This window comes from Halobacillus dabanensis, assembly GCF_900114165.1.
Lineage (GTDB): Bacteria > Bacillota > Bacilli > Bacillales > Halobacillaceae > Halobacillus > Halobacillus dabanensis.
This window is the reverse complement of the sequence record NZ_FOSB01000009.1, coordinates 152,777-176,084: the sequence shown is the minus strand read 5'-3', so window position 1 is coordinate 176,084 and position 23,308 is coordinate 152,777. Positions and strand designations below refer to the sequence as shown.

Genomic DNA, 23,308 nt, shown 5'->3' with positions numbered 1-23,308 from the left:
CTTTCCCTTTTCATAGGTTCCAGCTCCTGCTGGTTCCTTCTGGGCTTATGCGAATCACTCGCATAAGCTTTTTCTTTGGTTCTATCTTTTTATAAATCATGTATAATAATGGCATCCGCCTTTTTGAAAATAAACTATAAACTACTTATTTTATGTAAAAGGGATTTTTGCACCAGAAAAGGATGATGTCTTTTATGAAACTAGGCGCACGAATGATGAAGACAGGATTAGCGGTAGGGATCGCCCTTTATATCGGTCAATTGATTGGGTTTATCTCCCCTCTTCTAGCTGCAATTGCTGTTGTTTTTTCCATCCAGCCTTCTATTTATCGATCTTACCAGTCCATTATTGAGCAAATCCAGGGAAATTCAATCGGGGCAATTATAGCTATCATTGCTGTTTTCACTCTTGGAAACGACCCATTCATCGTTGGATTTGCGATTATCCTTGTCATTGGCTTGACAACATCTTTGAAAATGAACGAAAACACTATCGCCCTTGCCGTTGTAGCCGTTATCGCCCTAATGGACACTACGGATCAAACTTTCTTATACTTCGCAGGCTCACGTTTCAGTTCTATGCTACTTGGTATTTTAGCTGCATTTATCGTAAACCTAGTCTTTTTACCACCAAGATATGAGACGAGGTTATTTTCAAAAATCGATCATGCTACAAATGATATATTGCAGTGGCTCCGAGTAACAACAAGACAGCTATCTGACGAGCCCGCTCTTAAATATGAAATCACCAGGTTACAGGATGATATGCGTTGGGTCGATCATACCTATCTTCTCTACTCAGAAGAAAGGACTTACTTCAAAGGAAGTCGTTTTTCCAAGGGGAGAAAGCAAGTATTATTCAGACAGTTGATCACAACAACAAAGAAATCCTTTGATGTCCTGAAAGCTTTTTACCGATTGGAACACAAAATTGAACAAATCCCTGAAGATTTTCAAGATGCCGTAGTACAAGAACTCGACAAATTAATCAATGCACATGAGAAACTTATATTAAGCTTGAAAGGACGCATTAAAAATACACACAAACAATCATTAAGACAAATAGAGGAACCCGACATCCCCTTACTTGTCGAACGCCTAATGCATGTGTATGAAGAAAGCAACAATCCTGATAAGCTTGTTTTCCTTCCTCTAGCTTCTCAACTGATGGAATACCATTATCAGCTTGAACGATTGAAAAAATTATTGAAAAGTTACCAAACTCACCACCAGGATGACTTTATCCAGACGTCTGAAAAATAAAAAGATTTTTGGAAAACCAGAACAAAAGCAGACGTAAAGCTTTTCCCCTGGAAGATTAATTAAAAATGCTCAGAGCGAATTTGCTCTGAGCATTTTTATAAGAGGACGAACTCGAACTCATTTATCCACTTTCTAAGTCATTACGTTCCCAGATATTGTGTTGCAGAGTCATCCAGTTCTTGCACTTGATACAAATCATAATAGTGGCCTTTCTTTTGCATTAATTGTTGGTGTGATCCCACTTCTACTATTTCCCCATTCTCAATTAGCACAATTCGGTCTGCATGTGTGATTGTGGAAAGCCGGTGTGCGACAATAAACGTAGTCCGGTCAGAAGCTAGACGTTCAAGCGCACTCTGTATTAAGTGTTCACTTTCTAAGTCAAGCGCAGATGTCGCCTCGTCCAACACAAGAAGAGGTGGGTTTTTCAAGAATACTCTAGCTATGGCCACCCTTTGCTTCTGCCCTCCAGAAAGTTTAACCCCCCGTTCACCAACAAGGGTTTCATATCCATTTGGCAGGTCCATAATAAAATCATGTGCATTAGCCGCTTTGGCCGCTTCAATCATTTCTTCATCTGTAGCATTTGGGTTCCCCATACGGATATTCATCGCAATCGATTCACTAAAGAGAATATTATCCTGAAGCACCATTCCAATATTATCGCGTAAAGAGCGAGCTTCAAAGTCACGGATATCCGTTCCGTCAATAGAAATACTGCCCGAGGTTACATCATAAAAACGTGGAATCAAACTTATGAGCGTTGATTTCCCTCCGCCACTCATCCCCACAAAGGCAATTGTTTCCCCTTGTTTAATATTTATATTCACATCTTTCAGGACAAGCGGGTCTTCTTCATCATATCTGAACGACACGTTTTCAATATGGACATCCCCCCGTACATTGTCCATTTTTTTCGCTCCAGGATGATCGACGATATCATATTCTTCATCCACAAACTCGAATACACGGTCCATAGAAGCAATGGATTGCGTCAACACGGTCGCTGAATTGACTAAACGACGAAGCGGGTTGTAAACACGGTCCATATAACCGACGAAGGCGACCATCGTCCCGACTGTCAGTGGACCTGTAATAACTTGATAGGCTGCAAAAGTAATTACGAGCAATGGCGCTATGTCCGTAATTGTATTCGTCACGGAATAGGTATAAGCATTCCAGTTCGTATGCGTAATCGCTTTGTCCAGGAAATTCTTATTTTTCGCATCGAACTGATTCTGTTCATGTTCTTCTAAAGCGAAGCTCCTTGTTACTGGTACACCCTGAACACGCTCATGCAGGTGCCCTTGAACCTCTGCTAACGCTTGAGAGCGCTCGCGTGTAAGCTTTCGTAACCTTGCATAAAAAAACTTAACTGCAAAACCATACAAAGGAAATAGTGCGATAGAGACAAGGGTAAGCCATGGATCCATTGTAAGCATAATGATAATAGCAATGACGATAGTAATCATATCCAGCCATATATTCATAAGACCAGTAATAACGAAAGTTTTCGTTTGTTCAACGTCATGGATCACGCGCGAAATAATTTCCCCTGTTTTCGTTCTGGAATAAAACCGTAAACTCAATCGTTGGATATGATCGAACAGCTTTTCCCTAATATCATATAGGATATGACTTCCTATCCACTGAGCCAAATATTGTCGTATATACTCAATAGGAGGGCGTAAAACAAGAAATACAAGAAAAGCCCCTCCCATCAACCAAAATAGGTGGTCAAATTTTTCTGGTTGCGACAATTCCTCAGCATTAACGATATTATCTATTACATATTTGATAATAAGAGGCATTAACAAAGGAATGGAAAATTTAACAACACCAATAAGCACAGTCAGTATGATTTTCCCTTTATAGGGTTTCACAAAGCGTAAATATCGTTTAATACTGCCCAAAAAAACACCTTCTTTCTTAAACCATTCAAAAAAACAATGAAGCGCACTTTTTATAAGTGCGCAATCGCTTATCATCTATACGTCAAGTATCTTTCATACCACTGATCAATGAATTCCGGGGAAAAAGGTCCCTTCCGCTGACGAATCCATCTGATCAATATATCGATGTTATTATAGAGGATTCTGTCTAATACATAAGGATAATTCATCCTCTTTTTATGGATCTCATACTCATCCTCATCCAGGATTTTATATGTCATGTCCGGGAATATTTTGACATCCAAATCATAATCAATATATTTGATCGCCTCCTCTTCATAAACAAAAGGAGAACTGATATTGCAATAATAATAGACCCCGTCATTTCTTAACATCCCTATTATATTGAACCAATATTTGGAATGGAAATAACAGATCGCAGGTTCTCTGGTAATCCACCTGCGACCATCACTTTCGGTAACTGTGGTACGATCATTAGCTCCGATGATGACATGTCTTGTCCCTTTCAAAACCGTAGTACTATCCCAAACTCGGTGTAACTGCCCATTATGTTTATAACTTTGGATTTCAATCCGTTTTCCTGCTTCTGGGCCGGGCATAAAATCCCCCCTTCCCTTCTTTATCCGTTGCACCTTCTGTCTATTATAACGACAAATGGGCTGGAATGAAAACAAATTGACCGCTTTAAAATTACAAAATCCCCCTCCCCCACTAAAGCTCCCTATTCTGTAAGACACAGTTTCGAGATGTTTCCGGGGTTCGTTGCCCTGTTGGGCGTCAGGGGTGGTTGGGAAGCTACTCGCTTTCCTGTGGGGGAGCGCCGAGCTCCCTCGGACTGCGTCCTGTGGGATCTCGCCTATCTCCTTCTCCCACGGGAGTCTCCCAGCTTCCCCACAACCCCATCCGATGGAGGTGAGAAACGAACCCCTCTACCAAGATGGGACGTCTTCCCCACTCATAATAAATATAAAGCGCTCTATTTCAAACTGTGACGCTTGTAAAGACCATTGGGGCGATTTATATTATCCCCTTCGCTTGAGCATACAAGCAGAGTTCCCCAGAAGTGGTTTCGAGACACTGATATGGCAAAGAAGCGGAGGGGAATGGCGAGACTCTTGCGGGAAGAGAGTGCTTGGTGAGACCCCGCAAGGCCTGCGGAGGCTCACGGCGCTCCCTCGGAAAGCGAGTCATTCCCCGCAGCCCTACCAACTTACCAAAAAGTCTCGAAACCGAGTCTTCCAGAATACTGCCAGTTAGTTGAAGATGGAGGAAATATGTAAATAAAAAAAGCCGCCCGCTTCAGGGGCGACTTCTTCATTCGGGGGATTGATACAGGCTAATAAAACAGCCTGGCCAACCTACCAACTACTCAGGTTACTTTTTCTTAGCCTGAGACTTTTGGTTCTGCTGCTGTACTTGCTGAGCGTCAGTTTGTTGAGCGAATTCAGCACCGTATTGGGACTTCCCTTGAGCAGCTTGTTGGTTTTGTTGTTTCACGTGATTTACGTCTGTACCAGAAGCTGTTTTGTTTTGTTTCGGTTGCTTAGCCATGTTTATCACCTCCGCAAAAATTATTGTGCGCAGGAGGTCTATATTTCATTCCAAAAAAAATATTTTTTCTCAAAAAGATAAACCGCACCTAAATAAGGAGCGGTTCATTGTTATTAATGGGATAGTCGCTTTGTACCGATGTAACGTTGACTCCAGTAGTTACTGGATAATGAACTGATTTCTACACCGTTGGTAGAACCTGTATGGATAAATTGATTGTCACCAACATAAATACCAGCATGAGATGCACCAGGCTTGTACGTTTCAAAGAAGACGATATCCCCTACTTGGCGATTGGATCCACTTACAGAACTCATACGGCTATCCGCATAAATAGAAGCTACCGTACGTGGGATGCTGACACCCTCTTGAGCGTATACATACTGAAGGAAACCACTGCAATCAAAACCAGCAGGAGATGTTCCAGCCCAACGATAAGGGGTTCCAATATGCTTTTTAGCTTCTTGAATTAATCCATCAACAAATCCTGAGTTTGAAGATGATGTATTCGTGGTAGAAGTATGACTAGAGTCGGAAGAAGAGTTAGAAGAGGAAGCTTCTCCACTCACTTTCAACTTTTGACCAACATAAATGGTGCTGCTGGACAATCCATTTATATTCTTCAAATTTGAAACAGAAGTTCCATGATTATTTGCGATTAACCATAGAGAATCGCCACTCTTCACAGTATACGTACTTGTTTGTGAAGGACTTGCAGAGCTTGAACTATTGCTGGAAGATGATGTATCCGTGCTGTTTGAACTTGATGAACTACCTGTAATAGTAAGCTTTTGTCCGGGATGAATGATGTTACCTGTTAAGTTGTTTAAGCTTTTCAGTTTGGAAACCGACAGGCTGTGACGGTTTGCAATTACCCATAAACTATCCCCCGATTTAACAGTATATGTACTATTAGAGCTAGAAGAATTTGAAGATGAGTTTGACTGAGTTGTAGCTGATGTTCCTTTTTCAACAATCAAAGTTTGGCCAACATATATAATATCTGAATCAATATTGTTCCACGATTTGATTTCTGAAATAGAACCATCATATTGAGAACTAAGTTTCCACAGTGTATCTCCAGACTTCACTTTATGCAATTCATCAGCAAAAACAGAAGTTCCCCACAAAGATGCCCCAATCAAAGCCCCACTGACAGTTGTTGCCAATTTCTTTTTATTCATTTATTTTTATTCTCCCCTATGTATAAATTGTTAAAATTGTTTGGTCAAATAACCTATGTCCTATTATTCCTAAATGCCAACAATTTGTAAATACACCAAATCTTCTACAAATGCCTACAAATTGCCTTAAAACCTTGTCTGATAAGTGTTTACCCCGTTTCGTTACATTTGCGTTACAAGTTTGTTACTTGCAAGCGTGGTATAACTTTTCCAGGTGGCTTCTTTATGTATTAGAGCAGTCTACATACACATATTAACTATGAAGGAGGCAGGAATCATGTATGTAGGAAGAGATTTATCAGCATTGACAATGGAAGCAAAACAAGATTGGAAAGAAAAGGAACTGGGTTATTTCCACTACGCTCTTTCTCAGTCCTCTCCCTATTTAAATGCAGAAGGTATTACCCTTTTAAGGGAAATCAATGAAGAAATAAAGCGCCGTGGTGGCCTGCAGCAGCAAGAAGCTACATGGACCAGCGGCACTCATCCTGTCATTGATTAATATAAGGAATGGGCTTTTTGGTGGGAAACAGGGAATGGATAGTCCTCTATGTCTGAGTTGTTCATCCATTTTGCACGACCATGGTCAAGGTTGCCACTTACAACTTTAGCTTTGACGACTTCCATTTCCCAAATCAAATGAGAGAAAACATGTTTAATCTGTCCCGAAGATTCTCCCAGTTCTATATTTAATCCATATTCTCCATAAAACCAATGAGGGACGGAGTCTCTATCAATGTCTTGTAAAGGGACCATCGGATATTGCCAGAGGCTTGCTAAGAGCCCATCCTCCGGTCTTTGTTCTATTAAGATATCTCCTTTCTCATTCTGTATCAACAGCAATAAATAGGGGGATTTTTTCTGTTTTTTCTTAGATGATTTTACCGGTAACTCGGTTTCTAACCCTTCATCAAATGCGCGGCAATGTGATTGAACGGGACACAACATACAGGATGGTGTTTTGGGTGTACATATAAGAGCTCCTAGCTCCATGAGTCCCTGGTTGAAAGAAGAAGGATCCTCATGTGAAATAATTTCGCGTACAAGTTCTTCAAATAACTTCCTTGTACTTTGCTTGCTTATATCCTCCTCGATACGAAGGACTCTTGATAATACTCTCATGACATTACCATCCACCGCGGGTTCCGGAGTGTCGTAAGCTATACTCAAGATAGCACCTTTTGTATAAGGACCGACACCTTTCAATCCCCCCAGGTCAACAGGGTTCGCGGGGACAACGCCATTATATTCTTCCACTACTTCCCTGACTGCGTTTTGCAAATTTCTTGCACGGGAATAGTATCCTAGACCTTCCCATGCTTTAAGCACTTCCTGCTCATTTGCTTCCGCTAAGGTCTTAAGGTCAGGGAATTTTTCTAAAAAGTGATGAAAATAAGGTATTACAGTATCAACTTTTGTTTGTTGGAGCATAATTTCTGATACCCATACTCGATAAGGATCTTGATTTTCTCTCCAGGGAAGGATTCGCTGTTCTTCCTTAAACCATTTAATAAGGTCCCTGCTGTAAGAGTCTTTATCGAAGTCATTTAAAATAAAATTAACTCTATCTGTTCTTTTCATCTTTCTTCACCTTTCGTGATAAACTACTGATGAACGTCCGGTCAAAGGAGGTATGGTTACTTGGATACTGGAACACATGTTGTCATGGGAGTCGCCTTAGGAGGAATCGCAACGCTTGACCCTGTCGTCAACTCAGACCCCGCTCTTTTTAATGCTGTTCTCATCGGGACATTAGTGGGGTCTCAAGCACCAGACTCAGACACAATACTTAAACTAAAGAATAATGCTGTATATATTCGCCACCACCGTGGCATCACACACTCGATCCCTGCTGTTTTTTTATGGGGGATCAGTATTCCGAGCCTCATTTACCTTTTCACACCAGAAGTAAACTTTTTGCATCTTTGGCTTTGGACTTTCTTAGCTGTCATTTTACATGTCTTTGTAGATGTATTTAATGCTTACGGTACCCAGGCTTATCGTCCCTTTACAAAAAGGTGGGTAGCCTATGGGTTTATCAACACATTCGACCCTTATATTTTCACCCTGCACATCGCCGGTATTGTGGCTTGGAATTTAGGTGCAGACCCTGGGATCATGTGGTTGATCATTTATTTCGTCATTGCGTTATATTATGTGAAGAGGTATTTCGACAAAAGAGAGCTTGTCAGGTTGATTCATGAGTATATTGAGGATGTCGAGCAAATTGCTACCTCCCCGACAATGAAACAAAATGTATGGCGTATCGCGATTACTACGCCAAACCATTATTATGTGGGACGAGCAGAAAATGGTCATATAACAATCCTTGATAAATTCAACAATAAACCGATTGATTACGATGATCCAGTGGTTCAAAAAGCCTTAACGGACCATAACATCAAAGCCTTTTTATCCTTTTCTCCGGTATACCGTTATGAGATGAGTTATTATGATGAATACACAGAGGTAAGGTTCATCGATTTACGGTACCGATCCCGTGGTCGCTATCCATTTGTGGCACTTGCACAAATAGATGATGAACACGGAGACGACTTGAAGGTGCTAAACTCCTATACAGGATGGGTCTTCACCGAAGAGAAATTGCAAAATAAACTTACCCCTGCCAGAGAGTTGGAGTGAACATAAAGAAGGAGTCTCTCACTATTGAGAGGCTCCTTCTTATCGATTCCATGAGCACCTAAGGCGCGGATGGATTTACGATTCACACAACACAGAGATGCTTAATGAAGATATCCTTTCTTTTCAAGCATTTTCTTGTATTTAGGATTTGTAGCTACAAATTCATGTAATTGGGGACCATAATGATCGATCCACTGGTTAACGATTTGTTCTGTCAATTTTTTCCCCTGGTAATCATGTCCCGCTTTTGCGCGAGTGGATTCAAAGTCCTCCCACAACAATTCCACCCATGTTGTCGCCTCTTCAATTGTCATCTGTGGGTTTTTTTTATATAATTTCTCAGCTAGACGCTGGTAGATCTCATTCATAGGACCACTCCATATTTGGCAATGTTTACACAACCATTGTACCACATAGTAATGGTGAATAGGTACACACTAACAATGTCTCTTCATTAGAGACACGAGGAGGATAACTGATGCGTAATAAGGCTAAGAATTTCCCTAATGTGAAGATGACGCATGCCCCGGATGATCAAAGTGAATATCTCGCGCTCCGTCCAAACGGCCAAATTAACAGCAAACCTCAAGAAAGAGCTGCGAGGTCGAGACACCGGGACGTCAACGATGTAGGGAGGAATTACCATGGGTAAGCGTAAATTCAAAGCTAATGCTTTTGCAAACCAATCACACCGAAGCATCAAACATATGAGCAGTCGGGTGAACGGTGAAACAGAACAAACGCAAGCAGACCAAATCACAGAAATCCAAGCACGAAAACGCAACTAATAAAATCGGGCACACCTGTGCCCGATTTATTACTTGATTTTCTCTCCCAGCATTGCAATAGGTAAAGCTTCCTCTTCTTCCCCTACCTTCTCCTTTTTACTATTTTGTCGATACCCCCAGGCAAATACACCATTCATATATTCTATATAAAAACTGTGACCAGGGTCTCTGTCAATAGCATAAGTTTCTCCAGCTTGGAAATCGCCCGGATTTAACATATAAGATCTTGCCATTATAATTTTACGTTCGTGGACCGCAAACTCATTCACCATGCCCAGCTGTTCAGCCTTTTGAGCTTTTTCTGTCAAATCAGCAATTTCATTCCTTAACTCTTCTTGAGTGTATTCACTATATCTTTTTTCCACATTTAAACCTCCTAATATCCTGCTCTCTTTACATTTTAGCAGGGTTTTATCACAATGAATATGAAGATATTGTTTAATTTAAGGAGCGAAAATGATGAAGAATGTTTGGATTACAGGAGCTGGTACAGGGCTTGGACGCGCCTTAGCCCTTACTTATGCACAAAAAGGATATAAAATATTTCTATCTGGAAGAACTACGAAGCAATTACAAATCACTCAGAGTGATATTCACGAATCTGGTGGTAAAGCAGAAGTAATTGTTTGCGACATTACAGAACCTGCTTCCATAAAAGAAGCAATGAAACAGATTGACACCCTCCATGTCGTAATTAACAATGCGGGTCTGGGATATTTCGGAGAGCTAGCCAATTTCACAGAGGCACAAGTGGACCAAATATTAGATACGAATATCAAGGGCACTATTTTAGTAACTCAATATGCCCTCCCATTGCTCGAAAAGTCTAGTGGACGGGTTTTGAATATCATTTCCACCGCTGGCCTTAGAGGGAAAAAGAACGAGAGCATTTATTGTGCAAGTAAATTCGCTGTTCGTGGCTTTACTGAAAGTTTACACAAAGAATGGGAAGAAACGGATATGTCTGCTACAGCGGTTTATATGGGAGGGATGAACACTCCTTTTTGGGCTGATACAGATCATGTGGGAAATCCAGCAAAACTTAAAGGCCCAGAGGTCGTAGCTGAAAAAATCTTTGCCCAGGATGATGGACGTAAAGAAATTTTTATCGACCGTTAAACTAATCTAATATACCTCTTTTCGGGGATAATCCAGGGATACGTTTGCCATATTAGGAGTCAGTAGTGGTCAAGAGGCTACTCGTAATCTATATAAATTTATATACATGAAAGGAGCTTGCCAAATGGCAAGCTCCTTTCATGCGGTAGTCTGGAAATTACTCTCCAAGACCTTCTTCTTTCGCTTTAGCAACAACTGCTTCTACAGCTTCTGCTTCGTCAGAACCTTCAGCTTTGAACGTCACTTCTGCGCCACTTGGAATTCCAAGAGACATAACTCCCATGATGGATTTCATGTTCACGGATTTTCCGTTATATTCTATATTGACGTCAGACTGATATTTACCTGCTACTTGCACTAGAGATGTTGCTGGACGAGCGTGTACACCGTCTGCTGCTGTGATTTTCATTGTTTGTTCTGCCATGTTAAACTCTCCTCTTTATTCTTTAATTTCAATGATATCTGGGTCATTGTGATTAACTTCACCTGTAGCCTTGATGTTTACAGACTGTCCTTCTTGAAGGTTTGTGAAGACAATCGGTGTAACAACGGATGGTGCATTTTCTTTAACGTAATCTAAGTCCACTTCCATTAACGCTTGTCCTTGCTTCACTTCATCACCTTCAGCAATTTTAGCTGTAAACCCTTCCCCTTTAAGACCTACCGTATCTATTCCGATATGGATGAGAATTTCCATTCCATTATCGGCCTCAAGTCCGATAGCATGCTTCGTAGGGAAAACGTTCAAGACTTTACCGTTTACCGGCGAATTAATATTACCATCTTTCGGCTCAATTGCAAAGCCATCCCCCATCATCTTACCAGAGAACACCTGGTCTGGCACTTCTGAAATCGGCATGATTTTACCTTTAATCGGACTTACAAATTCCAAGTCACCTGCAGCCACAGGTGCTTCTGCCTGCTTCTCATCATTCTTGACTTCAGAAGCATCATTTCTGGATCGAGGGGTTTTACCATCGATGATATCTTGCATTTGCCCACGCAAAGTGTCAGAAACTGGTCCGAAAATCGCTTGTATATTGTTACCAACTTCCATTACTCCAGAAGCTCCGAGTTTTTTCAGACGGTTCTTGTTTACGTTTTCCTTATCATTAACAGATACACGTAATCTTGTAATACAAGCATCAAGGTGATCAATGTTCTCTTGCCCACCCATTGCTTCAAGAATTTCAAATGGTAAGTCACCGACTTCTCCGTCTTCTTCATTATCCTGTGCTTCGTCTTCCCGTCCAGGTGTCGCCAAGTTGAACTTGAGGATTGCCCAACGGAAGCCGAAATAGTAAATCACAGAGAAAATCAGACCAACAATGATGACCCACCACCAGTCGGTACGGTTTGGTAATATACCGAACAGAATAAAGTCAATGAGACCACCTGAGAAGGTTTGACCAATTTTAACTCCAAGAATCTCCATAACCATGAAAGAAAAACCTGCAAAGACAGCATGAATCGCAAATAATAATGGTGCAACGAATAGGAAAGAAAACTCAATTGGTTCAGTGATCCCTGTTAAAAATGAGGTCAAGGCAGCTGAAGCCATGATTCCACCCACAACCTTTTTACGTTCAGGCTTCGCTGTGTGATAGATCGCAAGTGCGGCAGCTGGTAATCCAAACATCATGAATGGGAATTTACCAACCATGAATGTCCCAGCAGTGAATTCGACACCATCTTTCAATTGTTCGAAGAAAATCGTTTGGTCCCCCCGAATAATATCACCTGCGGCGTTTGTGTAGGAACCAAACTCAAACCAGAACGGTGAATAGAAAATGTGGTGTAGACCGAACGGAATCAAAGAACGCTCAATTAAACCGAAGAAAAATGCAGAAATTGTCTGATTCCCTTCTAGCATTAAATGGGAAAGAGCATTCAAACCATTTTGAGCAAATGGCCATATCCATAACATAATAATCCCAAGGAACAGGGAACTAAAAGCTGTAATGATTGGTACGAAACGTTTACCAGCAAAGAATCCAAGGAATTGCGGTAATTCGATATCAAAAAATCGATTATAAAGCGAAGCAGCTAATATACCGACGATAATACCACCAAACACTCCTGTTTGAAGTGTCGGTATCCCAAGTACCTCTGCATATGCAGGATCTGAAACCATATCGGCATCGACATTCCCCAGAACCCCCATGACGACATTCATAATCAAATAACCGATTATAGCTGCAAGACCAGCTACTCCATCACCTTTAGCAAGACCGATGGCAACACCGACAGCGAATAGCAGCGGCAAGTTATCAAATACAACTCCACCGGCTTCAGCCATTACCTGGAGCAATGTTTGCACCCATGGAGTTCCGAAAAATGGCACTTTATCAACAAAATTGTCTTGTGCAAAGCTTGTACCAAAGGCTAGTAAAATCCCGGCCGCCGGTAACAATGCGACAGGAGTCATCAAAGCTTTACCGACTTTTTGCAAGGTGCCGAAAGCATTCTTGAACATTTTGTCTCCTCCTTTATTTTGTGACACAACAGTCAACCCCATAAAAACATTTGTCAGAAAAATAAAACGTTTGCAAAAGTAAAAACTATATGCCTGCATATAGACACAACTATGGATGAAAGCAGCGTGACTAACCGGTAAGACGTAAAAAAGACATGAGCACACGAGGTTATTAGTTACTAAAGGATAGACCTATCCCTATGATAACCAATTCACCTTCATGTACTCATGCCTGATCGTGTCAGTAACACGTACGTATTAGGGTTTATGGGTTAAACGTTGCAGATGAATCGTCAAGTAAATAGCTTCCGATTCATCAACAGGTTTATTCAACTGTTTTTGCATCACTTTAATCAATTTCCAGGCTAAATTATAGCATACTGGATATTCTTCTTTCAACATGTTAGCTAAGCGAATTTCATCACCGACGTGTTCATTTTGGTAAACCCGGTCAATTGCACGATGTAAATGTTGAACAAGTCTGTGATAATCAACACTGTTTTTATCTATTGTTATATCCATCGTTTCTTCCACTAGCCGAACGAGATGTGTAATGAGGTAATTGTGTTTGTTTATCTCTCTCAATGTCTTGTCCGTAACTGCACTGTGGATATGGAGGGCAATGAATCCTACTTCTCCTTCTGGGAACTGAATCGCCATTTTATCATAAATCATTGTTACGACTTCCATGGCGATTTGATATTCCTTTGGATAGAGGGACTCTATCTCTAATAAAAATGGATTCGAAAACTGAAGGTCCTGCTTCGCGCGCTTAATGGCAAAAGCCAAGTGATCGGTTAGCGCAACATGAATGTGTTGATTTAATTCCTGCCCCATCCGTGCTTCTATATGCAAAAGAATGTCGTTCATAAAATCAATCAAGTTTTCATCAATATAGGGCAACAAACTCACATACTGTTCTTTCTCCTGCTCATTACTTAACAAAAAGGTTTTATCTGCTTTGTCAAATGAGATTTCATCGCCATGTTTACGATTAAATCCAATGCCCTTTCCAATCAACACCACTTCCTCGTAGGTTGGGTGGGCAGCTATGACAACATTATTATTGAGTACTTTTTTTATCTTTAACTGCTGTTCCATATGGGTCCCCCACTTAATTACATTAAAAGCGTTTTCAGTCATCTCATAATTTATATCCTATATTTGATTTGTATTTTTTACAAGAGGTTAGACTATATAGGAGGCTTTCTCCTTTGTGTGAAAGCGATTACGTCGTGTACAATCATTTAGGTGATTTAAAATCGTCATCTATGGAAGGAGATTTATTATGATTAAACTGTTTGTTACAGACCTTGATGGTACACTACTCGGTGTAGATCATTATATAAAAAATGAAGATATCGACGCACTGAAACGGATGATTGAACAGGGAACTCCTCTCGCAGTAGCATCTGGTCGAATGGACCACGAGATTGCTGAAGTACTTAAGCGTGTAGGGGTTAATGGCCACCGTGTAAGCCAAAACGGTGCATATGTATTTAATAATCAAGATGCACCAATCCATGAAAAGATATTTGAAGATGAATTAGCAAAACGCATCATTGACACGATTGATGACGAACCAATGATCAAAACAGTCTCTACAGCTGACCAGACGTTCACTAAAGAATCAAATGAATTCCTTAAGTTGATTTCTGAACAAATGTTCCATGATATTCTTGTCACTCCTGATTTGAACGACAAAGTCGGTAAAAGTGTAAAACCTTCAAAAATTACATTGCACGGCAAAGAAGAGGATGTCATAAAGGTCGCAAAAAAGGTCAAAGAAACCTTTGGTGAAGAAGTCGACAGTTTCATCTCTCACGAAACATGTGTTGACATCATGCCAAAATCCATTAATAAACAAAGTGGCCTCCATAAATTGATAGAAGGACTAGAAATTAAACCAGAAGAAATCGCTTGTGTTGGAGACTCTTTCAATGACGTGAGTATGTTTGAAATGACTCCACACAGTTATGTAATGTCAACGGCACATGAGGATGTCAAATCACATGCAGGCACAGTCGTTGCTCACGTCCATGAAGCTATCGAGGACCTTGATAAAAAAGGGCTATTAACCAAAAAAGAGCAAGCTGCTGACATCTAAGTCAACGGCTTGTTCTTTTTATATCCTCAAAAATCCAATTCAACTATAGGGCAGTATTCTATAAGACTCAGTTTCGATACTTTTGTGGATGGGGCTGCGGGGATAATATATAAGCCCCTATGGTCATCCAATGCGGGAAAGCATGATATAGAGCGCTTTATATCTGCTGATGAGTGTGGGGAAGGCGTCCCATCTTGGTAAAGGGGTCGTTTCTCACCTCCATCGAATGGGGTGGTGGGGAAGCTGAGACTCCCGTGGAAGAAGGAAGCTCGCCAGTTCCCCCACAGGAAAGCGAGTAGCTTCCCAACACCCCCTGACACCCAACACGGCAACAACCCCCGGAAACATCTCGAAACTGAGTCTTCCACTAAAGGGCCTATATGGAAGAGGGGGATGATAGAGAGTCCTTGTTTTAAACGTCAATATACTCTTCTATAAAACGGTCAATCAAATCAAAGGGAAACCCTTTTCTGTACAATCCAGACTTAACTTTCTGTTTCAACTCATACCCTTCCGTCTTAGGTTGAAACTTACGGAGTAACTTTTCCCCTTGATAAACGACCGCTTCCCATTCCGTATTTTCATCCTCCTCTTCAGGCAGGTTAACAAGTACTTCCTGGATGACGTCCCCCTGGAAACCTTTTTGCATCAAGGTCTGCTGGACATTTTGAATTTGTTGGCGGTAGGATTTCCGCCCATCATTCCTCATTTTTTTTTCCGCAAATTTCAAAGCCTTTTCATACTGTTTGTCAAATGAGTATAGGGTGATGGCTTCGTCTGCCTTTAACGCTGATACCCCTTTATCTAACAACTCTTTCTTTAACAAAAGCGGCCCTTTACTTGAAGTCATGATCCTTGTTCTCACAAGCGAATTTGCAAACTCTTGATCATCAAGCAACCGTTCCTGATGTAATTTTTTTATAATTTCTTCTATATGTTCAGGGTCCGCTTCTTTGTCTTTTAAATAATCACGTATTTCTTTCTCGGAGCGCATACGATAGCTTAAATAATTGATAGCAAGGGTATAGGATTTATGAAGCGTGTCTGTTTGAACCAAGGCATTAATCGTAGCATCATCAAGGTCCATATTTTTCTGAAGCCGATATTTAACGAGAACATCTTCATCAACACTGAAACCATACTCTTCTCCATTGCCTTTATCTAAAAAAATGTTGTAGCGACTTTTGTGCTTTTTCTGAGTAGTTATTTTCGTAAGTTTAGCCATTCGCTTCACCTCTTGTTCATTTTACCATGTGGAAGCGATCGGGCACATGAATAATCACCGTAAAATAATCAAAGGTAGAGTAAAGTGTTGAAAAACTATTACCGCAGGAGGAATGACGATGAAAATAGCAATTACAGGCGGCACAGGCTTTGTGGGTACTGTATTAACGGAGCAGTTAAAAAGAGAGGGACACCATGTGTACATACTGACCAGAAGTCCTGAGGACCACACAAATTCGGAGCAAGTTACGTATGTTGGTTGGTTGAAAAAGGAGCACCATCCTGAGAAAGAACTCCCCGTTTTAGATGCCATCGTTAATTTAGCTGGTGAGTCATTGAACAGCGGACGGTGGACCGAGGAAAGGAAACAATCCATTATCAATAGTCGCATCCAGGCGACTGAAAGTGTAATCGATTTGATTGATGCTCTTCCAGAAAAACCAGAAGTACTTGTAAACGCTTCAGCTGTTGGTTACTATGGCCAATCTAACACAAAGACCTTCACAGAAGAAACAACAGAACCAGGAAAGGATTTCTTGGCAAATGTGGTGGTGGAATGGGAGGAACGGGCTTCCCAAGCAGCTGAAAAAGGTGTGCGGACTGTCTTTGTGAGGTTTGGCATCATTTTAGGCAAGAAGGGTGCCTTACCGAAAATGATGTTACCCTACAAGCTTATGATCGGCGGGAATCTAGGTTCTGGGGAACAGTGGATGTCCTGGATTCATATAGAGGATGTCGTAGGTTTACTGGATTATGCAATTCATAATAAGGATATTAATGGCCCCATAAACGGCACAGCCCCCAATCCAAAAAGGAATAAAGACTTCGGCGAAGCATTAGGTAATGTATTGCAAAGGCCACACTGGCTGACCGCCCCCTCTTTCGCCCTTAAGGCGGCCCTTGGGGATATGAGTACACTTCTTTTGGATGGTCAATGTGTCATCCCTAAAAAAGCAATGGCCCACGGTTATGCCTACCTCTATCCAGAATTAACACCAGCCTTGAAATCTATAGTAAAGGAATAAATGTCGAAAGGAACAAAGCCAATTCTGATGCTTTGTTCCTTTTTAATGCTCCAAACTTTAAAAATCAAGTATAATAAGGATATATTGAAGGAAAGGCTGTATGTCTATGAATACTGTCATAAAAAATGTCCATATCCACCCCATTACATCTGCTTCTATCAAGAATGGCTATGTCCATATCGTCGATGGAAAGATTTATGATTACGGAAAAGATATCAAATTGCCAGAACAGGCTGAGTATATCGATGGTAAAGGACTCGACTTATATCCGGGGTTTATTGATGTCCATACACATCTTGGACTTTATGATGAAGGAACAGGATGGGCAGGGAGCGATGCAAATGAAACGATTGAGGCAATTACTCCTCATCTGAGAGCGATTGATGGCGCCCACCCCCTTGATCCAGCTTTTTTCTCTGCTCGAAAAGCAGGCGTCACTACGGCACATATTATGCCAGGCAGTGCGAACATGATTGGAGGTACAACCTCAGTAATCAAAACCGTAGGCCACACGATTAACCATATGATCCTTAGACAGACAGCGGGGTTAAAGTTAGCTCTTGGTGAAAACCCTAAACGAATTCACTCCCAATCGAAGAATGCATCCATTACCAGGCTTGGAATCATGGGTACATTAAGAGAAACATTTTATGCTGCGATGAAAGATCCTGAACCTAATTTACGGGTCAAACCGATACTTCAAGCTTTAAATAAAGAGATCCCTGTGCGTATTCATGCTCACCGTGCAGATGACATTATCACAGCTTTACGTTTCGCTGATGAATTCGACCTTGATTTAAGAATAGAGCATTGTACAGAAGGGCATTTGATAGCAGATGAATTGGCTGGCAGAGATCTGCAGGTATCTGTTGGACCGACATTCACCCGTGCATCAAAAATCGAACTTCGTAATAAGACGTGGCAAACGTACAAAGTATTGCATGATTACGGTATTCGCGTCTCCATTACCACAGACCATCCTTACACACCGATACAATACTTGAATATATGTGCAGCCTTAGCTGCCCGGGAAGGATTGGACATAGAAGATGCCTTGAGAGGAATCACGATAACTCCTGCTAAAAACCTTGGCGTGGATGATCGTGTCGGGTCCATTGAAAAAGGGAAAGATGCTGACCTTGTTTTGTGGAGCGGTCATCCTTTCGAATATTTATCTAAGCCTATCTGGACGATGATTGATGGAAAAATGGTATATTTCCAGGAATAAAGGAACAACCTAAACACCGGAAAAGCTTCCGGTGTTTTCTCATGTTGGAAAAATTCCATGTCCGTGTTAATAAACAAGAATCAACAAAAAGATTATGCGTGTAAAGGGAATAATATAAAACTTTCCCGATCAACTACTTGTCGGTCATCCGGTTTTTTATCGTTTAAAAAACGTTACCTATTCTACAAAAATTTCCACATAGTTTTTACAAAAATTTCGTTCACTTTTTTTGAGGTTTGGATTATTATAAGTTTAGATGATACTTTATAAGTTTTTCGCGTAGGGAAGGCAAATGGTGCGCCACCAGTAATTACACTGGTTCTAGTGGGTTCGATTCCCACCCCGAATTTTTGTGTGCAATTGATAAAAATTCGAGGGTGGCCAAAACCGGCCAGTAGACGCCTATTTCCTATGCGTTTTGGATCACCCTCCTCATTCAAGGAGGGATTTTTATGCTAAAAAAACGTGATTTACATGACGCCCCGGTTTTATTTGATTTAATGATTCACCCAGAAGTTTTCCCTTATGTACGCCACAAAGCGGCATCAAGCGATGAGTTTTATTTTTTGACTAAACAGACGATAGAAGCAGAAGATCGGGGTGAGCTGATTTCACGAACCATCCTTGATGAGTGGGCACAACCGATCGGCACAATTAATTTATTTGATATTCAAGATAACAAAGGTTTCTTAGCTACATGGATTGGTCGTCCTTTTTTCGGAAAAGGCTACAACCAGATGGCTAAGGAAGCTTTCTTCGAAGAGTTGTTCTTTCAGTTGGGTATTGAAGCGGTATTCATGAAAATTCGCAGGAGCAATATTCGTTCATTGAAAGCAGCATTGAAGATTCCTTATGTATCACAGGGTAATGTCTCCTACCCAGATGTATTTTCGTGGATCAATCGTGACGAAGATGTATATGACCTATATGTTATTACGAAAGACCAATACTTGTTTCATTATTATGGTGAACAAAAAGAGGAAGAAATGTTAGAAGCATAAGCAGTAGCTCATGCTTCTTTTTTAACAAATAAACAGATATACTTTCCCGTGCTTTCTCATGTCACTTACAAGGAACCAATATGAATCAATAGGTTAAATCCTATTGGATGATGTAAAAAAAGGAACCGTACTCCTATCAATATTCCACCTGTGGATAAGTAGTGTAAGATGGTAAAGGCGCTTCCTTTTTATCCATCTCCTCCTTTAATATTCCTTTTAACGGAATTGGTATTTCCGGTGTGCCATGTACCCCTGCCGCTACTTCAAACTTGTTAAACACAAGAACGATTTTATCATCCTCCAAATAAAAAGCGGTATTGTCACGAACACCGGCAAATGGCTCCTTTGAATACAAATCAGGATCGGTTTCCAACACCTTTTTCACTTCCTTATTGAGACGATCGATGTGAACGATATCTGCCAATTTCTTAACGGCTCCCCCTCTTTCATCATTAAAATTGATGGAAGTGACCGTTGAATTATAACGCTCCCCTCTTGATATATGAGAGGTCATGACGACAGAATAAAAATCTTCCTCCTTAAAAACAGAGGTCTCTTCATAATAAAGATAAGGCATCCCCATCATTTCCCCCGCTCCCCTCTTCACTCTTCGGAAAGTTTCTTCAAGTTTTTGAACAATTTGATGATTTACTGTATCTTGAAGATCCTTACTTTCCAGACCTTCAAATAACGGATAATCCACATGAACTTCCCAATCTTCAGCTACTTGATCTTTATGGACAATTTTATATGGATTAACTGCTGCCACCGGTTGAGACTGAATGAAAAGCATCGTAAGTGCCACGAAAACAATAAACCAAGGTTTCAATGCTTATCCCTCCTGTACTTGTTAGTCTCACCTATTTATTGAAAACTAATGGGCTGGAAGGAGAATTTTTTCGAGGCTTTTTCCAACGTTTTTATATTACAACTAAGGGAATTTCGGATAAATCCCTCGAAGGTTTATTTCCGATACATTAAAATGCCCGCCTTATTTCACTTTGCATTGCGCAATAGAGAGGTTTAAAAATCGGTTTTGAAGGAGTCAAGAAAAAAAGCCTTCACTAATTAAGGCAAAAAAAAAGAGACGAAAGGAACACCTTCGTCTCTTTTTCATTTATTCTTCGATGAAACTTGTATCTACAAGCCCAGTCAAATCAGGCTTTTCCTTCAAAAATTCAAGGTCATAAGAGGAGTTAGCAAATTCTTGCAAGTGTTCTTCCTGCACATCATAAGTGAAGTTGATTCTCTCCCATGCATTGTCAATAACTTCTTTAGAAAGTTCTTGGTCTGTTATATCCTTGATTTTATCAATAGCGATTTGTTTAGCTTCTTCTGGGTTTTCATTAATAAAATCTGTCGCTTTTTTATGTGCTCCTACAATACTTTCAACAAGTTCTGGATCTTCATCCACCAACTTTTGTGAAGTAACGAAAACAGCTGCAGGCAACGTCTCACCATAAGCTACATCAGGAGTATCCACAAGGACTTCACCGCTGCCTTGTGCTTCAATGGAGGAGGCCCATGGTTCCGGGACTGTGGCTACATCGACATTACCTGTTTCAAACAAGCTTGCATATGTCGCAGGTTTTCCAGTTACATGCTTCATTTCGCCACCAATACGATCAGAAGTCAATCCGTATTCTTCTTTCATCATCGTTTCAAATTGCACATCATGGGTACATCCGACACGCGGAGACACAAATGTTTTACCAGCTAAGTCTTCAGGAGAATCAACCCCCGCTCCTTCTCTAGCCATGATCACAGTACCACCAGTAGAACCAGCCGCCACGACATTTATTTTCGCACCGCTCGTGAAGTGGTTCATCGCAGGTCCAGGTCCAACAAGCCCGCCTTGAATATCTCCGGTTTCAATCGCTGTCATGAAAGAAGAACCATCAGGAAAGTATTGATACTCCACTTCGGTTCCATCTGGTAGAGTTTCTGTATACAAATCCTGTGTTTCGGCAACCATACCTGCTACGTGGTTAATATTTGGGAAGTATCCAATGGTAATCTTATCTCCCTCTTCACTTTCTTCTGATGCACCTGCATCACTGCCACAAGCAGCCAACACCAAACTTAACAAAGGTATAGCTAAAAAGGACAACCATTTTTTCATTTCTCCTCATCTCCTACTTTATGATTTCGCTAATCCCCAACGTTTTCTAACATTTCTCTCAAGTCGTGAAAAGACAATCTGATCGACGACCGCACCAATGACACCAATTATGATAATGATGGCAATAACTTGATCCATACGAGCGTAATCCTGGGCATAACGTAAAGAGTATCCCAGTCCAGGGCCATTACTTAATAGTTCCCCTGCCATAAGCGCTCTCCAACTGAACGCCCACGCTAAGCGAATTCCAGTCATAAAATAAGGTATACTGGAAGGGATCTCCACACGGAAAAACAATGGAATCCCGTTCGTCCCCATGGTTCTTGCCGCGCGGACCAATTGTGGAGGGACACTGTGAATCGCTGTTCGAACATTCAGAGCCATAACGAATGTACCACCTAGCACAACAACAAAGACGACAGCGAATTCCGAAAAACCGAAAAGCATGATAGCAAGTGGCACCCATACAATGCTCGGTATACTTTGTAAAGCAATCAGGTACATCCCCGCTGTTTCATCAGCCTGTTTCGATTTCCCCAGAAGAACACCTATTATCGTCCCAAATAAAATGGCTAGGGATAACCCCATAAACAAATGTCGGAAACTGGCTCCTAAAGCCTTCATAAAGTCACCATCTACAAAACCTTCATAGAGCGCAGTAGAAACTTTTACTGGTGAAGGGAACACGATATCTTCAAACACCCCAGCAGAAAAAACCAACTGCCAAATGCCTAATATAATGACTAAAAATGCAATTCTCTTAATGGCTAACTTCATGACTAAGTTCTTCCTTCAAAACTTTATTGATTTCACCTTCAAGCAAATCCATCACTTTCCGCTCCATTTCGATGACTTTTTCATCGTCACGCTTTCGAGGTCTCGGTATATCAATGTAAAAATCAGCAATAATGCGACCTGGACGAGTTCCCATTACGATAACTCTGTCTGATAATTTGATGGCTTCTTGAATACTATGTGTAACGAATAAAATCGTTTTTTGAGTTTCCTGCCAAATCTTCATCAATTCTTCATGAAGAATATGTCGCGTCTGTTCATCAAGGGCACCGAACGGTTCATCCATTAACAGAACTTTAGGATCCATTGCAAGCGCTCTTGCAATAGCAACTCGTTGTTGCATTCCCCCAGATAGCTCATGCGTGTAGCTCTGTTTGAACCTACTTAAATGAACCATTTGTAAAAAGCGGTCAGCCCGTTCCTCACTCTCTTTTTTTGACCATTGTCCCTTAAGGGGGAAAAGAACATTTTCTTTCACATTCAGCCAAGGAAACAACGATGGCTGCTGAAACACCATCCCACGGTCAGGTCCTGCCTTTTTGATAGGATTTCCTTCTAATTTAATCGATCCTGAAGTGACTTCTTCTAGTCCCGCAACCATTGACAACAGTGTTGATTTTCCACAACCCGACGGACCAAGCAGTGACACAAATTGGTTTTCTGAAATATCTAGATCAATTCCAGAAAAGACCTCAAAGCTTTCCTTTTGTTTATCGTTAAAGGTCTTTCCGACTTCCTCCATCTTTAAAAACAATATGCCACACCCTTATCAACATAATTCCTATCGAAATAGTATGCTTTATATTTATATTATTAAATTATACAGTTGGGCAGAATAATGTGTCAATGTAATTGTGGTGTTTCCATCTC

At 40.9% G+C, this 23,308-nt stretch carries 25 protein-coding genes; 10 read left to right on the top strand and 15 right to left on the bottom strand.

Features of this window, described 5'->3' with window-relative positions; all coding sequences use genetic code 11:
* The first annotated feature begins 194 nt into the window (after positions 1-194).
* Positions 195-1,262, top strand: a complete 1,068-nt coding sequence (locus BMZ58_RS15605) for an FUSC family protein (protein WP_075037482.1) — start codon at positions 195-197, stop codon at positions 1,260-1,262.
* Between the two features lie 140 nt (positions 1,263-1,402).
* Here BMZ58_RS15605 and BMZ58_RS15600 read toward each other — a convergent pair whose 3' ends face one another.
* The 4 genes from BMZ58_RS15600 to BMZ58_RS15585 all read right to left on the bottom strand — a co-directional run bounded on the left by BMZ58_RS15600 (position 1,403) and on the right by BMZ58_RS15585 (position 5,910).
* Positions 1,403-3,175 carry an ABC transporter ATP-binding protein gene (locus BMZ58_RS15600; RefSeq protein ID WP_075037481.1) on the bottom strand — a complete coding sequence of 591 codons (1,773 nt, stop codon included), beginning with the start codon at positions 3,173-3,175 and terminating at the stop codon, positions 1,403-1,405.
* 71 nt (positions 3,176-3,246) lie between these two features.
* Complete coding sequence (gene ntdP / locus BMZ58_RS15595; RefSeq protein ID WP_075037480.1) at positions 3,247-3,774, bottom strand: nucleoside tri-diphosphate phosphatase; 528 nt, start codon at positions 3,772-3,774, stop codon at positions 3,247-3,249.
* A gap of 775 nt (positions 3,775-4,549) precedes the next feature.
* Complete coding sequence (locus BMZ58_RS15590; RefSeq protein ID WP_075037479.1) at positions 4,550-4,726, bottom strand: gamma-type small acid-soluble spore protein; 177 nt, start codon at positions 4,724-4,726, stop codon at positions 4,550-4,552.
* Between the two features lie 113 nt (positions 4,727-4,839).
* Complete coding sequence (locus tag BMZ58_RS15585; protein ID WP_075037478.1) at positions 4,840-5,910, bottom strand: C40 family peptidase; 1,071 nt, start codon at positions 5,908-5,910, stop codon at positions 4,840-4,842.
* Between the two features lie 277 nt (positions 5,911-6,187).
* Between BMZ58_RS15585 and BMZ58_RS15580 the strand changes: the two genes are divergently transcribed.
* Positions 6,188-6,412 carry a cytosolic protein gene (locus BMZ58_RS15580; protein WP_075037477.1) on the top strand — a complete coding sequence of 75 codons (225 nt, stop codon included), beginning with the start codon at positions 6,188-6,190 and terminating at the stop codon, positions 6,410-6,412.
* Here BMZ58_RS15580 and mutY read toward each other — a convergent pair.
* Positions 6,409-7,491 (bottom strand): A/G-specific adenine glycosylase, encoded by a 1,083-nt coding sequence (mutY, locus tag BMZ58_RS15575; protein ID WP_075037476.1) that lies wholly within the window; start codon positions 7,489-7,491, stop codon positions 6,409-6,411. The two genes, BMZ58_RS15580 and mutY, sit on opposite strands and share 4 nt — an antisense overlap.
* Positions 7,492-7,551: 60 nt before the next feature.
* Between mutY and BMZ58_RS15570 the strand changes: the two genes are divergently transcribed.
* Entirely contained in the window at positions 7,552-8,553 is a 1,002-nt protein-coding gene (locus BMZ58_RS15570; protein WP_075037475.1) for a metal-dependent hydrolase, read from the top strand.
* A gap of 101 nt (positions 8,554-8,654) precedes the next feature.
* Here BMZ58_RS15570 and BMZ58_RS15565 read toward each other — a convergent pair whose 3' ends face one another.
* Positions 8,655-8,921 (bottom strand): YfhJ family protein, encoded by a 267-nt coding sequence (locus BMZ58_RS15565; protein ID WP_075037474.1) that lies wholly within the window; start codon positions 8,919-8,921, stop codon positions 8,655-8,657.
* A 110-nt stretch (positions 8,922-9,031) separates the two neighbouring features.
* Here BMZ58_RS15565 and sspK point away from each other — a divergent pair, with 110 nt between their 5' ends.
* Together sspK and BMZ58_RS20840 are read left to right on the top strand one after the other, a co-directional pair.
* Complete coding sequence (gene sspK, locus BMZ58_RS15560) at positions 9,032-9,205, top strand: small acid-soluble spore protein K (protein ID WP_083412827.1); 174 nt, start codon at positions 9,032-9,034, stop codon at positions 9,203-9,205.
* A complete protein-coding gene (locus BMZ58_RS20840) occupies positions 9,198-9,341 on the top strand; it encodes a YpzG family protein (protein ID WP_139207358.1) in 144 nt (47 codons plus the stop codon). The genes sspK and BMZ58_RS20840 overlap by 8 nt, the downstream gene beginning before the upstream one ends.
* 29 nt (positions 9,342-9,370) lie before the next feature.
* On the opposite strand, the gene BMZ58_RS15550 is transcribed toward BMZ58_RS20840, so the two are convergent.
* Positions 9,371-9,706 (bottom strand): YfhH family protein, encoded by a 336-nt coding sequence (locus BMZ58_RS15550; RefSeq protein ID WP_075037473.1) that lies wholly within the window; start codon positions 9,704-9,706, stop codon positions 9,371-9,373.
* Between the two features lie 94 nt (positions 9,707-9,800).
* Here BMZ58_RS15550 and BMZ58_RS15545 point away from each other — a divergent pair, with 94 nt between their 5' ends.
* Positions 9,801-10,460: an SDR family NAD(P)-dependent oxidoreductase gene (locus tag BMZ58_RS15545; RefSeq protein WP_075037472.1), complete on the top strand. Its 660-nt coding sequence runs from the start codon at positions 9,801-9,803 to the stop codon at positions 10,458-10,460.
* A gap of 157 nt (positions 10,461-10,617) precedes the next feature.
* Here BMZ58_RS15545 and BMZ58_RS15540 read toward each other — a convergent pair whose 3' ends face one another.
* The 3 genes from BMZ58_RS15540 to glcT form a co-directional block, all read right to left on the bottom strand.
* Positions 10,618-10,884, bottom strand: coding sequence for a phosphocarrier protein HPr (locus BMZ58_RS15540; RefSeq protein ID WP_075037471.1), 267 nt, complete (start codon positions 10,882-10,884; stop codon positions 10,618-10,620).
* A 15-nt stretch (positions 10,885-10,899) separates the two neighbouring features.
* The gene (gene ptsG, locus BMZ58_RS15535) at positions 10,900-12,936 is read right to left on the bottom strand and encodes a glucose-specific PTS transporter subunit IIBC (protein ID WP_075037470.1); all 2,037 of its coding nucleotides are present in this window, start codon (positions 12,934-12,936) and stop codon (positions 10,900-10,902) included.
* A 258-nt stretch (positions 12,937-13,194) separates the two neighbouring features.
* Positions 13,195-14,037, bottom strand: coding sequence for a glucose PTS transporter transcription antiterminator GlcT (gene glcT, locus BMZ58_RS15530; RefSeq protein WP_075037469.1), 843 nt, complete (start codon positions 14,035-14,037; stop codon positions 13,195-13,197).
* Between the two features lie 187 nt (positions 14,038-14,224).
* Here glcT and BMZ58_RS15525 point away from each other — a divergent pair, with 187 nt between their 5' ends.
* The gene (locus tag BMZ58_RS15525; protein WP_075037468.1) at positions 14,225-15,043 is read left to right on the top strand and encodes an HAD family hydrolase; all 819 of its coding nucleotides are present in this window, start codon (positions 14,225-14,227) and stop codon (positions 15,041-15,043) included.
* A gap of 412 nt (positions 15,044-15,455) precedes the next feature.
* Here the strand turns inward: BMZ58_RS15525 and recX are convergent, their stop codons facing one another.
* The gene (gene recX, locus BMZ58_RS15520) at positions 15,456-16,268 is read right to left on the bottom strand and encodes a recombination regulator RecX (protein ID WP_075037467.1); all 813 of its coding nucleotides are present in this window, start codon (positions 16,266-16,268) and stop codon (positions 15,456-15,458) included.
* 118 nt (positions 16,269-16,386) lie between these two features.
* Between recX and BMZ58_RS15515 the strand changes: the two genes are divergently transcribed.
* The 3 genes from BMZ58_RS15515 (at position 16,387) to BMZ58_RS15505 (ending at position 19,521) form a co-directional block, all read left to right on the top strand.
* Positions 16,387-17,292: a TIGR01777 family oxidoreductase gene (locus tag BMZ58_RS15515; protein WP_075037466.1), complete on the top strand. Its 906-nt coding sequence runs from the start codon at positions 16,387-16,389 to the stop codon at positions 17,290-17,292.
* Between the two features lie 106 nt (positions 17,293-17,398).
* On the top strand, positions 17,399-18,520 hold the full coding sequence (locus BMZ58_RS15510; protein ID WP_075037505.1) for an amidohydrolase: 1,122 nt from the start codon (positions 17,399-17,401) through the stop codon (positions 18,518-18,520).
* A 452-nt stretch (positions 18,521-18,972) separates the two neighbouring features.
* On the top strand, positions 18,973-19,521 hold the full coding sequence (locus BMZ58_RS15505) for a GNAT family N-acetyltransferase (protein WP_075037465.1): 549 nt from the start codon (positions 18,973-18,975) through the stop codon (positions 19,519-19,521).
* A gap of 136 nt (positions 19,522-19,657) precedes the next feature.
* Here the strand turns inward: BMZ58_RS15505 and BMZ58_RS15500 are convergent, their stop codons facing one another.
* The 4 genes from BMZ58_RS15500 to BMZ58_RS15485 all read right to left on the bottom strand — a co-directional run bounded on the left by BMZ58_RS15500 (position 19,658) and on the right by BMZ58_RS15485 (position 23,192).
* Positions 19,658-20,350 (bottom strand): RsiV family protein, encoded by a 693-nt coding sequence (locus BMZ58_RS15500; protein WP_075037464.1) that lies wholly within the window; start codon positions 20,348-20,350, stop codon positions 19,658-19,660.
* Positions 20,351-20,638: 288 nt separating this feature from the next.
* Complete coding sequence (locus BMZ58_RS15495; protein WP_075037463.1) at positions 20,639-21,643, bottom strand: ABC transporter substrate-binding protein; 1,005 nt, start codon at positions 21,641-21,643, stop codon at positions 20,639-20,641.
* Between the two features lie 18 nt (positions 21,644-21,661).
* Complete coding sequence (locus BMZ58_RS15490; RefSeq protein ID WP_075037462.1) at positions 21,662-22,420, bottom strand: ABC transporter permease; 759 nt, start codon at positions 22,418-22,420, stop codon at positions 21,662-21,664.
* On the bottom strand, positions 22,404-23,192 hold the full coding sequence (locus BMZ58_RS15485; protein ID WP_075037461.1) for an ABC transporter ATP-binding protein: 789 nt from the start codon (positions 23,190-23,192) through the stop codon (positions 22,404-22,406). The genes BMZ58_RS15490 and BMZ58_RS15485 overlap by 17 nt, the downstream gene beginning before the upstream one ends.
* Positions 23,193-23,308 lie beyond the last annotated feature (116 nt).